This is a genomic window from Desulfitobacterium hafniense DCB-2 (assembly GCF_000021925.1).
Classification (GTDB): domain Bacteria; phylum Bacillota; class Desulfitobacteriia; order Desulfitobacteriales; family Desulfitobacteriaceae; genus Desulfitobacterium; species Desulfitobacterium hafniense.
The window spans coordinates 2252356-2265457 of the sequence record NC_011830.1 but is presented as its reverse complement, the minus strand read 5'-3'; the positions used below and the strand labels follow the sequence as shown (position 1 = coordinate 2265457).

Genomic DNA, 13102 nt, shown 5'->3' with positions numbered 1-13102 from the left:
TTTTATCATTAGTTTCATCCTTCCGGTGCATACTAAACGCACTGATAAAATGAACGACTGTTTCAGCTAGAGGAGGATAAAAACATGTTTAATCTACAAGGCCGTGTGGCTGTTATTACCGGAGCGTCCAGCGGATTAGGCACCCAAATGGCTCATGGGCTGGCTGAACAAGGTGCCGATGTGGTGCTGTTGGCCCGCCGGGAGGAGCGACTGCGTAAAGTGGCCGAAGATATTGAAAGCCAATACGGTGTCCAAGCCTATCCCTTCCCTTGTGACGTAACTCAACTGGCCTCTGTTCAGGCCGCCGTTCAAGCTGCCCGGGAGCGATTCGGCAAAGTGGATATCCTTATTAATAACGCCGGCATCGGCTCCGTTGCACCTGCCGAAACAATGGACGATGAAGTATGGGAACATAATCTGTCCGTGGATCTGACCGGTGTCTTTCGTATCGCCCGCGAATTTGGCAAAGTCATGCTGGAAGCCGGTTATGGGCGTATTATCAATATTTCTTCCATGTACGGCATGGTGGGAAATTCAGCTACACCCGCTTCCGCCTACCATGCAGCCAAAGGCGGTGTGGTCAATCTCACCCGGGCTTTGGCGGCGGAATGGGCCGACCGTGGTGTCACCGTCAATTGTCTCTGCCCAGGCTATTTTGAAACGGAATTGACTGTCGATCTTCTGAAGACGGAGGAATTCAAGGCTTATATGGAGCGCACCGTGCCCCTGAAACGTTACGGCAATTCCGGTGAATTGAATTCCGCTGCCTGCTTCCTGGCGGCTGATGAATCATCCTATGTGACCGGAGCCATTCTACCCATTGACGGCGGTTACACCTGCGTTTAAATTCAGATCAGGGGCAGGCTTTGCCGGTGCCATGATATCCATAGTCAGGCATACTAATTCAATATTAATTAAACGAAAAGCATCTTTCCCGTATCCAGAAAGCGGTATGCCCATGCGGAAAGGATGCTTTTCATATTTCTATATAAATAGAACAAAAAGCATTGACACTCACGTAACGTGATAGGCTATTCTACAGACAGAGGCAACTTGATGGCATCTTATCTCAAAACCCGGAAAGGAGGACAATAATGAGGACTGTAAAACAGGTTTCCGCATTAACAGGTGTTAGTGTCAGAACACTCCAATTCTACGACGAAATTGATTTGTTCAAACCGACCCAAGTTAACGATGCAGGCTACAGATTATATGATGATGCTTCCTTGGAACTATTGCAGCAAATATTGTTTTTCAAAGAGCTTGATTTTACCCTGAGAGAGATAAAAGCCATCATGGCTAACCCCCACTTCGATAAAGTTGAAGCCTTCAAAAAGCAAAAGACTTTAATTCAACTCAAACGGGATAGGCTGAATAGGTTGCTCAGTCTATTGGCGAAACTGGAAAAAGGAGAAAAGATTATGAGCTTTAATGAATTTGATATGAGCGGTTACTTCCAGGCTTTAGAAGAGTTTAAAAAAACTCATGCCGATGAAATTCTTAAGAAATTTGGCGATATTGATGCATTTGATGAAATGGTCGGTGAGCTAAAAGCAAAGGCCTCGGATATTGCTGAACTTGCCGTCAAACAGTATGGCAGCATCGAAAACTATACTAGAGCTTCCGAAAAAAACTTGGAAAACTATCTGAAAAACGGTACGGAGACCATCGATGTCGAGGAATCCATGGCCAAGACAGATTCACTTACCCGGCAGCTTACAGCGGATTTAAGCAAAGATGTTTCCTCTCAAGAAATCCAAACAATGATTCTGGAACTTATTGATTTATGCAATCAAGGCCACAATGGTCTGGATATGGGAGAAAACTACTGGGCTTTTATGGCCGAAAATTACCTTACCAATCCCCTCTTTATCAGCACCACAGATCAAAAATACGGTGAGGGTGCCGCAGAGTTTATCGGCAAAGCCTTAAAGATTCATTTAGGGTAAAGGAGTCAGGCCTTGTCTACTCCGCGGGATAAGGCGGGAGCCCCTGCCCGCCTCCTCCTGTACCGATGCCTATGATGGCATAGATATCCTCGTAAGCATATTGCACTCTCAGTTCCCGATAATTATCCGGCCAGGTCCCCTTGCCTTGGGCACCCTCGGCAGGATTGAAATAGTCATCGTGATCGGTGGTAAAATCATAGTGCACAGCAACGGCAAACTCCTGGCTGTCGCCGGCCAGGATGGAGAGGTCATTAAGCTGATAGGAGGCAATGCGTTCTTCCACGGGAGTCTTTTCACTCATCCGCAAGGCCATATAGGTCTCAAAAGCGGCTTGCCCCAGTGCGAGCAAATCCGTTTCGACAGATGAAGAAAAGTTCAACGGTTCGGCAGATAAAAATGTCAGCGGCTCATCTGATGGAACGTCACTTGCATGAGCCTCTTCCCATGGATAAGGATAAGGCAAACTGCTCTCAGCCATCACCCAAATAAGACGATGGTTTATCCCGTCGGAGTCACCGTCTGTGTATACGAACCGGACCGTTGCCGACAATCTCCCCTCTTTCTGGCGGTATTCCAGATAGCGAAGTCCTTGCTCTCTGTCCTGCCACCCCCTCTTGCCTTGGCCAAACACTTCCATAACCTGCTCAATACTCTTTAGCTTATGGGGAATATCCGCTCCGTCATAGACGTTGACGAACAATTTAATCAACCGTCCGGTATTCTCGTCCGCACTATAACGCGCTTCCTCAAAATTAAAATCGTAACCGTCTTTAACCTGCAATGGTTCGATGGGCGTAAAAGCCGAGGTATCCATTTCCTGTGTATCCGCACCGAGCATAAAACCATTGACGCTGAAATTATAAAAATCATAATCGCCGGTGCCGCTGTTGACCTGATTCGCCGCCAGCCCTATACTCAAAGCCGCGACGAGCACTGTCGTCACCGTGACGACCCAGGTAGAGGGCTTTTTATAGTTCAGCACGTTCTTGATTCTCGCTTTCACATTCCCTTCTCCAAAAGCCAGGGGACTTCCGTTTATGAAACGCCGGTCCGCAGCCAGGGACAACAAGGACTGGGCATAGGGTTTCTTCATTTCCTGGTCCATTGTCTTCAACACCTTTTCATCACAGGAAAGCTCCATATCCCCACTCATCAGCAGGAACGCCACCCAGACCAGGGGGTTAAACCAATGGAGGGCTAGAATAAGGAAAGCGAAGGGTTTCACCAGATGATCAAACCGTTGGATATGAGTCTGCTCATGAAGAAGGATATATCTCCGTTCTTCTTCCCTCAATCCGATCGGTATGTAGATTTTCGGCCGGAAAACTCCCAGCACAAAAGGTGTCCTCAGATTGTCGGCTTCATAGATATTGCCCCTGGAAAACACCGCCCCCTGCAGCCGCCTCTTCAGCAGGACAATGGATACAATACTGTAAAGCAGTAAGGCGGCCATCCCTATCAGCCAGAGGTAGCTGCCGAACATCAGCCACACTTCAGAGTGATAAGCCTGAGTAGTGATAGGGTAGCCGTCGGCTGTCCGGCCGAGATAGACTGTAACCGTTCCCAGACCACCGTTGGCCGCATCGCCGGCGGCACGCAGGGCTGCACCGACGGCAGAGCCCAAAGAGACATTCTCTCCCAAAGGAGCTGTCTGAGGTATGGGCTGGGCTTTGAAGGGAATCAGGCTGAAGACACTCTCAAAGGAAAAGGGAAAGATCAGCCTGAAACCCGCTGTCCCCCAAAGAGCATAGGAAACAGCTTTCGGCGCTTTCTTCAGGAAAAGCCGCGCCAGCATAATAGCGGCAATGACATAGCTCCCGGTCAGGCTCATGTTCAACACGGTAAGGAACAGCTCTTCCATCATCACTCCTCCTTATGCTCGTCGATCAGCCTCTTCAATTCGTCAACCTGATCATCTCTCAATTTCCTGCCCCCGATAAATGCGGTCAGGAACCTGGGCAGAGAGCCGCCAAAAACGTCCTCCACAAACCGTCTGCTTTGCTTAGCATAAAAGGCATCTTTTTTGATCAGCGCAGTCACCACGGCCTGCTGATTTTGAAAGATGCCCTTTTCACACAAATTCTTCAGCACCGTATAGGTGGTGGACTTTTTCCAGTTCAGTTCTTTTTCGCACAGCTTTACCAACTCACCGGAGGGAATTGGCTCATGCTGCCAAATCAGCTCCGCAAATCTCCCTTCGCTCTGGGATAATTTATCCTCTTTCATGACAAAGCCTCCTCGGTCTATATTCTATAGACTTATATTTTGAGTCTATAGAATATAGACTTCTTTGTCAAGAAAATAATGCGCAAATGAATTGGAGACCCTTTGTCCAGACCCAATCGTTTATTCGCGAAAGGTATGGGTTTGAGTGTCAATGACTTGCCGTAGTCGATGAACGATCTGAAGGTAGCGGGGTTCCTCTTTTAAGGGGGTATATTCTTTATCTATTAAAATGCTTTGGGTCAGCACTTTTTTCACGTAGGAGGGGTCCTGGAACTTCTCTGTGACCCGGTTAAAAACAGGACTCTTAACATAATCATAGCTTAACTCCAGGATATGCTGTGTATATTCTTCCAGATAAGTGAGGGCGGCTTCCTTATCCCCTCTTGCCACCATAATTTTTATCATATCAGCATAGGCAATTTCCCTGGAGATGCCCAGGAGCTTGGTTATTTCCAGGTTTATTTGGGTAAGAGTGCAGGCCTTGTCCATATCTTCCTGCTCCCGGGCAAAAGCGCCTAAAAGACTTAACCCCTGGCTGACACGGGAAACATACCGCCTGATATTCTCCTGGGTCAGCTTCATGGCTTCCTCATTTTTTCCGCGCAAAGCATAGATTGAGGGATAGAGAAAATCAGGGTCTGTTTTTAACTTTGGCAAACTATCCAGCAATTCTTCTGCCCGGTCAAGCTCATTAAGCATGGTATAAAACCCCACCAGAATAAGAGTTGCGTGGTAAGTGAATTTCGGATAGCCCGACAACAGCACCTCCTCATACAGGATGGCGGCTTGACGGTAATAGCTTTGAATATCTTCTTTACCCAGATCAATCTTCATGATCATAAAGCTTTGAAATAAATTGCCCAGATAGAACTTTAGAGGAATGCTGTTGGGGAATTCCTGCAGAAGCTTTTGACAATACTTCCAGCCGGCATCAAATCCCTCCGCCTCGTATAGCGAGGTGGCTTTTTGGGTGAACCCGCTCACTTCGTTATCAGATAACTCGTTTTGGTAAGAAAACAATTCATCCACTGTCGTGTTCAGAGCGCGGGCGATGGGAGGAAGCAAGGTTATATCGGGATAGGTTGCTCCCGTTTCCCATTTACTCACCGCCGGTGTCGAAACCCCCACGGCCTGAGCCAGTTGTTCCTGTGTCCATGATTTCTCTTTGCGTTTGGCTGTGATCACCTTACCCATATCCAGTTCCATACCATTCTCTCCTTTTTATAAACATAAGCTTCTTTGATCTGCCTTTATTGTAGCAATGACAGCATTCTAAAAACAACGGACGCGTGTTTAACCTAAAGGCAGAAAAAGTTAACCATCAGGAACTATGGAGTTTTCATTAGCCAATTACTTGGACAAAAGATCATCACCGCTAAAAATCTGCTTCGCTCCCTAGAATGAAGAGGAGAATAAGCATGAAATGGAGAAGAAGTATAACTATTATTCAGTTTTAAGCTGATCTTTAATCTTGCAATCTTTATAGTTTCAGTTATAATAAATATATAATTATAATGATTATAATTTGCATTAATCTTCCACCTTAAAGATTAATGCACTTTTTCTCAAAAATCTATTATTGAAGGAGGTCATTTAATGGAAGAAAAGAAATGCCCCGTAACCGGCCATACCCAGCACACCCCTACTGGCGGTGGGACCAAGAACAAAGACTGGTGGCCAAATCAATTAAATCTCAACATTCTTCATCAAAACTCTGCTTTGGGCAATCCCATGGATCCGGACTTCAATTATGCTGAAGAATTTCAGAAACTTGACCTGGCAGCCGTAAAGAAAGATCTTTCTGCCTTAATGACCGATTCCCAGGATTGGTGGCCTGCCGATTACGGCCACTACGGGCCTCTCTTCATCCGGATGGCCTGGCACAGTGCGGGAACATACCGTTTGAACGACGGACGGGGCGGCGCCGGAGACGGAACCCAGCGCTTTGCTCCCCTCAACAGCTGGCCGGACAATGTAAATCTGGATAAGGCCCGCCGTTTGCTCTGGCCTATTAAACAGAAATATGGAAAAAAAATCTCCTGGGCCGATCTGATGGTCCTGGCCGGCAATTGTGCTTTGGAATCCATGGGCTTCAAGACCTTTGGCTTCGCCGGCGGCCGCGAGGATGTTTGGGAACCTCAGGAAGATATTTATTGGGGCTCTGAAGGAGAATGGCTGGGCGACCAGCGCTATTCCGGGGATCGGGATCTTGAGAACCCTCTCGCCGCAGTACAGATGGGCCTGATTTATGTTAACCCGGAAGGTCCCAATGGACAGCCCAGTGTCCTGGCTTCCGGCCGCGACGTGCGGGATACCTTTAAACGTATGGCTATGAATGATGAAGAGACTGTGGCCCTGGTGGCCGGCGGGCACACTTTCGGCAAATGCCATGGCGCCGGTCCTGCCTCCCATGTTGGTCCGGAGCCGGAAGCTGCTCCTCTGGAAGAACAGGGGCTGGGCTGGAAAAGCACCTTCCGCAGCGGCAAAGGTGGAGATACCATCGGCAGCGGCATCGAAGGGGCCTGGAAACCCAACCCCACCACCTGGGATATGGGTTATTTAGAGACCTTGTTCAAATACGACTGGGACCTGGTGAAAAGCCCCGCCGGAGCGTGGCAGTGGGTTCCCACTGACCCGGCTGCAGCAGATACGGTGCAGGATGCCCATGACCCTGCCAAGCGGCATGCGCCCATGATGACCACAGCAGACCTTTCCCTGCGGATGGACCCGATTTTTGGACCGATTGCCAAGCGATTCCGGGATAATCCTGAAGAGTTCGCCGACGCTTTCGCACGGGCCTGGTTCAAGCTGACTCATCGTGACATGGGACCCCGCTCCCGCTATTTGGGCCCGGAAGTTCCTGAAGAAGAACTGATTTGGCAGGACCCGGTACCTCCAGTGGATCATGAATTAATCGACGAACAGGATATCGCCGATCTCAAAGCTAAACTTCTGGCTTCCGGCCTTTCCGTCTCCCAGCTGGTCTCCACCGCCTGGGCTTCCGCTTCCACCTTCCGGGGTTCGGATAAACGGGGCGGCGCCAACGGAGCGCGGATCCGCCTGGCACCTCAGAAAGATTGGGAAATCAATCAACCGGCTCAGCTGGCCGAGGTATTGGCGGCACTGGAAGGGATCCAGACTGAGTTCAACAGCTCCCAATCCGGAACAAAGAAGGTTTCTCTGGCCGACTTAATCGTCCTGGGCGGTGCCGCCGCTATTGAGCAGGCTGCCAGGAACGCCGGCCAGACTCTGGTCGTTCCCTTTACGCCGGGCCGCACCGACGCTACTCAGGAGCAGACCGAGATCTATTCCTTCGCTGTTATGGAACCGAAAGCCGATGGTTTCCGCAACTACCTGAAAGGCAAATCTTCTGCACCAGCAGAGGAAATGCTGGTTGACCGGGCCCAACTGCTGACCCTGACCGCTCCGGAAATGACGGTTCTCCTCGGCGGCCTGCGGGTTTTGAATGCCAATTACGGCCAATCCAAGCACGGTGTCTTCACCCAACGTCCGGAAACTCTCACCAACGACTTCTTTGTTAATCTCCTCGACATGGGTACCGAATGGAAAGCCGTATCGGAAGAAAAGGCTCTCTATGAGGGCCGGGACCGGGCCACAGGCGAATTGAAATGGACCGGCACCCGGGTTGATCTGGTCTTCGGTTCCAACTCCCAACTGCGGGCCCTGGCGGAAGTCTACGCCTGCAGCGACTCTCAGGATAAATTCCTCCAGGATTTCGTATCCGCCTGGAATAAAGTAATGAATGCCGATCGCTTCGATCTGGCCTAAGACAACAGCAGATTAGATCTGAAATAACCGCCATCTGGGGCGGTTATTTCTTTTGGGCGATCTGTTGCTCCTCTTTCCTTCCTGCAGTAGAATTGGCTTATAAACAACCTTTTTACGGAAAGGAGCGCTGGTTTTCATGATCGACTTCAAGCTGCCGAAAAAGCTCATTGTTTTTTCTATGACTTTAATCCTTGTTTCAGGCTGTGCAGATATATCTATAAGCACTCTTCCCATTCCATCAACAGGCACGCCATTGGCCCGGCAGGACGGGGCCCAAGACAAGCCCCTTCTTACCTGGGAAGCCGTTAAGGAACTGACGGCCGGAAGCCTCAGCTACTCAGAAATCCGGAATTCCTTCTATTTCCAGGACATAGGCTCCGGTTTATATGTAATCAGCTTCCCTATTAAAGAGGGGCCTGAGTTTTCCCTCAGTGCGAGCTCCACCGGCAGGGCTCCACAGGAAATCCTTCGGGATTACCATACTATGCTGCTTCGCGACGGCTGGGAGCCGGCAGACACTCTCGGCCTGAAACAGTTTTATAAAAAGACCATCGATGGGAATGAGCTGCTTATCTCCGTAGCGTACATACCAGAAAACGGTTCTCAGGATACGGAGAACCTCACAGTGATCCGGTTTAATATAGAGCCTTTACCAACCGCGCCAAACCGTCTTATACACGATGAACAGGATGTGCAGGAACTGGTGGAAGCCTTCGGGAAAAGGATTCAGGCCGTCTCCATCACAGCCCCACCCAGCACTGCAGCTGCTGGCATTACTGAACATTACAGCGACTATGTAACACCCGAGCTGCTGCAACAATGGCAGACTGCTCCGCAAACGGCTCCAGGCCGCCTGGTTTCCAGCCCCTGGCCCGATCGTATTGATATTCTGGCAACAGAAATGTATAAGCCAGACCAATGCACAGTTCGCGGGGAGATCATCGAGGTCACCAGCGTAGAAATGGCACAGGGTGGAGCTGCCGCCAAGCGCCCGGTGGAAATTGCTTTGCGGCAGATAAAAGGCCGCTGGTTTATCAGCGGCGTGCGCATGGGCGAGTACATCCAGACCGGCCCTGTTGTTTATGAAAATACCCGCTACGGCTTTGCTTTCCATCTGCCGGAGACCTGGAAAGGATATAGCATCATCGCGGAGCAATGGCAAGGAACCCAAAACGACGAAACTACTGAAACCGGCCCCCTGCTTCTGATACGGCATCCAGAGTGGACCCGGGAACTTCCGCGCCAGGACATCCCGCTTATGGTCTTTACTCCCGAACAGTGGCAGGCCCTCCGGGAAGAAGGATTATCTGTCGGTGCAGCCCCCATCGGTCCCCGTAAGCTGGGAGGTAATTCCCGCTACATCTTCGCCATACCGGCCCGCTATAACTATGCCTTCCCTGCTGGTTATGAAGAAGTAGAGGACATTCTTCAAAGCAGTCCTCTGTGGCCTTTGCGACAATCTGCATTCCCTCAGTGAAAAATCCTCATCTGCCTGGGAAGCCGGTCAGGAGCTCTGAGCATGTTCCTCCTTCGGGGCGTCCGGCGGAACAGGCCTCTGTGTGTAACTCAGATTGGCAAGCGCTTGCCAATCTGGCAAGGGGGACTGTGGGGAGCTATACTCCCCTCTCTCCTTTAATCGGGAATTCCCAGCTCATCCATTATCCCTACCCTGAGGATTTCGAGGAAATTCACGTCATTTTCTTCCCCCAGCTCCTTTAACCATCTAGGGATCATGATACATTTGGGAACGGATTTCTTATCAACGTCCTGCCGTACCATCAGCGTATCAGCTTCCAGCATAATGATCTCAGCGCCCTCCCGCTTTGGCCAATTCGCGGAATCGGAGGCTTCCGGGATTTGTTTCTTGGCTTTTTCCATATGATAGAGATGCATCCCCAGAGAAAGTTCCGCCTGGTGAAAAGCGTCTTCCGGGGTTTCCCCCTGACAGATCAGATCCGGCAGATCCGGGAAAACGACGATATATCTGCCCGACAGGGTATTGTGCTCAACAATGGCCGGAAAAAGATAGTGCGTGATCATGTTACCGCGTCCTTTTAATTTTAATCGATTTACTTATAGACTATGTGGCCAAGGGCTTAAGTGTGACAAACTCAACAACGGATTGCTGTCCTGCGGAAAATTATTGCGGAAGTATGACAGGAAATGTAGTATAATTTTCCTGATAACAATGACAGCTGATGTCAGGAAAATCTATAGTTAGCCATATGTGTGCTGGAGGGAAAATGGTAAGTTTAAAAAGCTTCTTTCAAAAATATCTGTTTGCAATAACTGTCTTTATCGGTTGGATTATTACTGTTTATTCGCTCTATTTTATAAAATACAAAATGTTTGGCGGAGCGATCGAAGTTCTTCTCTTGTATGTGATAATTTTTCCACCAATAATTGCTATAACTGATTTCTTAGCAAAGCCCAAAGAAAATGAAAATAAAACAAAAAAGAAAATAGGCCTTGTTTTAGATGTGATTGCTGTATGTATCCTTACCTGGGCCTTCTTTATATCTCCGTATGCAGTAGGACTTTATGCTATTTCAACAATTGCCTTAATTTTAATCCTATTATCTCGTTTCCCGAGATTGCAGGCAAAGCTCAAAAACAAAGCTAATCAAAAGGAACGCTCTGTTTTCGTATTATCTATTTTTGCTATTTTGATTATTGTTCCCCTTGTTTTTACTTCTGCAGCAGGAATAAAAACGATCCGGAATACGCAAATCTTGCTGGAAAACACTCATTATACGGATACAGCGTATGTTGACATCATTAATAACAAAGCAGCTTTAGCTATTGTTTTTGAGGGAAAAACCACCGTAACTGATGGCACACAAGATGATTTGGGCTTCTATTTATTTAAAGCAAGCAAAGACAATAAGGAGTATGCTATCGCCGTGAATATTTTAGGGGGAGACATCGTCGGAGAAGTTTTGCTGGAGGGCAATCCCTACATACATTATTACCTTCGCTAGCCTTTACCTTATGAGCAAGTAATTCCCTTAATACAGCATGAGCAGATTGATCTAACTAGCAAAGGATATACTTTATGCACATTATCATTGAAAAAGGGCTTAAAACGGATATAGAAGAGCTGGCGTTGCTTTATGATGAATTGAATGATTATCTTGCCAGTGGTGAAAATTATCCAGGCTGGCGAAAAGGCATCTACCCTACTCGTGAAAATGCCATCGAAGGGATTGCCAACGGGCACCTCTACGTTGCCAGAGCATCCGGGAAAATAGCCGGGTCGATTATTCTCAACCATGAGCCGGTACCTGCCTACCACGGGGCGAACTGGGGAATTGACGCTGATTATTCGGAAATTTTTGTAGTCCATACCTTTGCCGTCCACCCTGCCTATTTGAAAAAAGGTATTGGCTCAAACTTAATCGAATTTGCGGTACAGCACAGCATAAATGAACATATCAAATCCATTAGGCTTGATGTCTATGAGCATAACCTTCCAGCGATCAGACTCTATGAAAAAAGCGGCTTTACCTATGTGGGTACCGTAGATTTAGGGCTGGGCCATTACGGACTGGATTACTTTAGATTATATGAAAAAGTGCTGTAGCGGCTCACTCAAACAAGGAAAGCTGCTCCAGCCGGCAAGGCCCTTTGTAACCCGCTATGATATCTGGCATGTTATAAAGAATCCCGTATTGGTCGCATTTATCCTGAAATAAACGCCACAATTCTCTGGCCTTAAGGGAACGGCACTCATAAGCGTTCCCATAGTTTTCTATGTACTTCTCTTTGAGGGATGGAAATAATTCATCCAATTTTTCATAGTACCATGCCCTTTGATTCTGTCTTAAGGTCACCCCGAAGGCGGGATAGATAAATTTTGCACCCTTTTGATGTGCAAGATCAATAATCCGGCTGATATTTTCCTCCGTATCCTCAATAAACGGCAGCACAGGCATTAATAAAATACCGGCAAAAATCCCTTCCTGAGTCAGCTTCTCGATTGCTTCAAGCCGCCGGGAGGAAAGAGCCGCATGGGGTTCAATTTTACGGCACAGCAAATCGTCGGCAGTGGTCACCGTCATCTTGACCAGCACCGGTGAATGCTTGCCTATCTCCTTAAGGAGTTCTCTGTCCCGGACAATCAGATCACTTTTTGTGGCAATTGCCGCTCCAAATCCGTACCGATGGATCAGCTCCAAGGCACCTTTTGTCAGCTCATGCTTTTTTTCAAATGGGTTGTAGGGATCACTCATGGCTCCTGTGCCGACAACACCCTTTTTGCGCTTTGACATGAGCTCGCGCTCAATTAAGGCAAGGGCATTTTCTTTAGCCCTTACCTCATCGAAATCATCCACTCTGTAACATTCGCTCCGGCTGTCACAGTAAATGCAGCCATGACAGCAGCCCTTGTAGATATTCATCGTATAATTGCAGCCGAACCAGGGGTTGTTTTCAGCATACCCGGATAGGATTGTTTTGGCGGGAATAAATTCCATCTTTATTGCAGCTCCTTAGGCAGTATCCTTGCCCTGCCCCATATCTATATCCTTTTAGATATATTACATAACATCATTATAGCTTTTTTACCTATGATGGAACAATAAGCAAACGGTCAAACGATACCTACAAAAAAACGAGCAATTTACCATGGGGAAATGATGAGTTATAATTGCCTTAAATAGGCTGATAAGGGGCTGATAAAGCATGATGAAAGATATAAAACAGACCATCGGCAATTTGATTGATAGATGGAAGTATTGGAAGATGCGGCCAGCAAGGAAATGATCTGGCAAGAGGGTGACACTATGTACTATCCTCAAGGTGTTGCCGATCCAGACTACTGCGTATTGAAATTTACGGCAAATACAGGACGGTATTATGCTAATTTTAGTTCGGAAGATTTTATTATTGAAAGCATAGGGGGATGAGACTATGGAAAGTTTCGAGTACAAAACATTGTTTACGGATGCAAAAGGAATATTAGGAGGTAAAGTTGACCAAAATGCCTTCCAAAATGAATTAAACCAATTGGGTTTACAGGGATGGGAACTGGTAAGCACCGTGGCTGCCGCTCAAAGTTACGGCAGTACAAGGTGGATTATCTCGACATTTAAACGCAGGATAAGGTAAGTAAGTTGTTTGCCAATTTGGAGCAGAAA

The 13102-nt window shown here is 47.8% G+C and carries 12 protein-coding genes and 1 pseudogene; 8 read left to right on the top strand and 5 right to left on the bottom strand.

Annotated elements, in window-relative coordinates; translation table 11 throughout:
* The first annotated feature begins 84 nt into the window (after nucleotides 1-84).
* Together DHAF_RS10450 and DHAF_RS10445 are read left to right on the top strand one after the other, a co-directional pair.
* Nucleotides 85-846 carry an SDR family NAD(P)-dependent oxidoreductase gene (locus DHAF_RS10450; protein WP_015943847.1) on the top strand — a complete coding sequence of 254 codons (762 nt, stop codon included), beginning with the start codon at nucleotides 85-87 and terminating at the stop codon, nucleotides 844-846.
* A gap of 248 nt (nucleotides 847-1094) precedes the next feature.
* Nucleotides 1095-1949: a MerR family transcriptional regulator gene (locus DHAF_RS10445; RefSeq protein WP_015943846.1), complete on the top strand. Its 855-nt coding sequence runs from the start codon at nucleotides 1095-1097 to the stop codon at nucleotides 1947-1949.
* A gap of 16 nt (nucleotides 1950-1965) precedes the next feature.
* On the opposite strand, the gene DHAF_RS10440 is transcribed toward DHAF_RS10445, so the two are convergent.
* The 3 genes from DHAF_RS10440 to DHAF_RS10430 all read right to left on the bottom strand — a co-directional run bounded on the left by DHAF_RS10440 (nucleotide 1966) and on the right by DHAF_RS10430 (nucleotide 5381).
* Complete coding sequence (locus DHAF_RS10440) at nucleotides 1966-3813, bottom strand: M56 family metallopeptidase (protein WP_242659968.1); 1848 nt, start codon at nucleotides 3811-3813, stop codon at nucleotides 1966-1968.
* Nucleotides 3813-4175 carry a BlaI/MecI/CopY family transcriptional regulator gene (locus DHAF_RS10435; protein WP_015943844.1) on the bottom strand — a complete coding sequence of 121 codons (363 nt, stop codon included), beginning with the start codon at nucleotides 4173-4175 and terminating at the stop codon, nucleotides 3813-3815. The genes DHAF_RS10440 and DHAF_RS10435 overlap by 1 nt, the downstream gene beginning before the upstream one ends.
* Nucleotides 4176-4295: 120 nt before the next feature.
* Nucleotides 4296-5381 carry a helix-turn-helix domain-containing protein gene (locus DHAF_RS10430; RefSeq protein ID WP_015943843.1) on the bottom strand — a complete coding sequence of 362 codons (1086 nt, stop codon included), beginning with the start codon at nucleotides 5379-5381 and terminating at the stop codon, nucleotides 4296-4298.
* Between the two features lie 390 nt (nucleotides 5382-5771).
* Here DHAF_RS10430 and katG point away from each other — a divergent pair, with 390 nt between their 5' ends.
* Entirely contained in the window at nucleotides 5772-7964 is a 2193-nt protein-coding gene (gene katG / locus DHAF_RS10425) for a catalase/peroxidase HPI (protein WP_015943842.1), read from the top strand.
* 136 nt (nucleotides 7965-8100) lie between these two features.
* On the top strand, nucleotides 8101-9441 hold the full coding sequence (locus tag DHAF_RS10420) for a hypothetical protein (RefSeq protein WP_015943841.1): 1341 nt from the start codon (nucleotides 8101-8103) through the stop codon (nucleotides 9439-9441).
* A gap of 155 nt (nucleotides 9442-9596) precedes the next feature.
* On the opposite strand, the gene DHAF_RS10415 is transcribed toward DHAF_RS10420, so the two are convergent.
* On the bottom strand, nucleotides 9597-10004 hold the full coding sequence (locus DHAF_RS10415) for a type II toxin-antitoxin system HicB family antitoxin (RefSeq protein ID WP_015943840.1): 408 nt from the start codon (nucleotides 10002-10004) through the stop codon (nucleotides 9597-9599).
* 203 nt (nucleotides 10005-10207) lie between these two features.
* Between DHAF_RS10415 and DHAF_RS10410 the strand changes: the two genes are divergently transcribed.
* A complete protein-coding gene (locus DHAF_RS10410; protein WP_015943839.1) occupies nucleotides 10208-10945 on the top strand; it encodes a hypothetical protein in 738 nt (245 codons plus the stop codon).
* A 74-nt stretch (nucleotides 10946-11019) separates the two neighbouring features.
* On the top strand, nucleotides 11020-11547 hold the full coding sequence (locus DHAF_RS10405; protein WP_015943838.1) for a GNAT family N-acetyltransferase: 528 nt from the start codon (nucleotides 11020-11022) through the stop codon (nucleotides 11545-11547).
* Between the two features lie 4 nt (nucleotides 11548-11551).
* Here the strand turns inward: DHAF_RS10405 and DHAF_RS10400 are convergent, their stop codons facing one another.
* A complete protein-coding gene (locus DHAF_RS10400) occupies nucleotides 11552-12439 on the bottom strand; it encodes an SPL family radical SAM protein (RefSeq protein WP_015943837.1) in 888 nt (295 codons plus the stop codon).
* Nucleotides 12440-12691: 252 nt separating this feature from the next.
* Here DHAF_RS10400 and DHAF_RS10395 point away from each other — a divergent pair.
* Nucleotides 12692-12871 (top strand): annotated as a pseudogene (locus tag DHAF_RS10395) (pyridoxamine 5'-phosphate oxidase family protein); the annotation flags it as partial.
* A gap of 4 nt (nucleotides 12872-12875) precedes the next feature.
* On the top strand, nucleotides 12876-13073 hold the full coding sequence (locus DHAF_RS10390) for a DUF4177 domain-containing protein (RefSeq protein ID WP_015943836.1): 198 nt from the start codon (nucleotides 12876-12878) through the stop codon (nucleotides 13071-13073).
* Nucleotides 13074-13102: the final 29 nt, after the last annotated feature.

Bases quoted from the DNA above. Each gene is read 5' to 3' on its own strand.
- DHAF_RS10450 (WP_015943847.1), top strand. From the start codon at position 85: ATGTTTAATCTACAAGGCCGTGTGGCTGTTATTACCGGAGCGTCCAGC.
- DHAF_RS10445 (WP_015943846.1), top strand. From the start codon at position 1,095: ATGAGGACTGTAAAACAGGTTTCCGCATTAACAGGTGTTAGTGTCAGA.
- DHAF_RS10440 (WP_242659968.1), bottom strand. From the start codon at position 3,813: ATGATGGAAGAGCTGTTCCTTACCGTGTTGAACATGAGCCTGACCGGG.
- DHAF_RS10435 (WP_015943844.1), bottom strand. From the start codon at position 4,175: ATGAAAGAGGATAAATTATCCCAGAGCGAAGGGAGATTTGCGGAGCTG.
- DHAF_RS10430 (WP_015943843.1), bottom strand. From the start codon at position 5,381: ATGGAACTGGATATGGGTAAGGTGATCACAGCCAAACGCAAAGAGAAA.
- katG (WP_015943842.1), top strand. From the start codon at position 5,772: ATGGAAGAAAAGAAATGCCCCGTAACCGGCCATACCCAGCACACCCCT.
- DHAF_RS10420 (WP_015943841.1), top strand. From the start codon at position 8,101: ATGATCGACTTCAAGCTGCCGAAAAAGCTCATTGTTTTTTCTATGACT.
- DHAF_RS10415 (WP_015943840.1), bottom strand. From the start codon at position 10,004: ATGATCACGCACTATCTTTTTCCGGCCATTGTTGAGCACAATACCCTG.
- DHAF_RS10410 (WP_015943839.1), top strand. From the start codon at position 10,208: ATGGTAAGTTTAAAAAGCTTCTTTCAAAAATATCTGTTTGCAATAACT.
- DHAF_RS10405 (WP_015943838.1), top strand. From the start codon at position 11,020: ATGCACATTATCATTGAAAAAGGGCTTAAAACGGATATAGAAGAGCTG.
- DHAF_RS10400 (WP_015943837.1), bottom strand. From the start codon at position 12,439: ATGGAATTTATTCCCGCCAAAACAATCCTATCCGGGTATGCTGAAAAC.
- DHAF_RS10390 (WP_015943836.1), top strand. From the start codon at position 12,876: ATGGAAAGTTTCGAGTACAAAACATTGTTTACGGATGCAAAAGGAATA.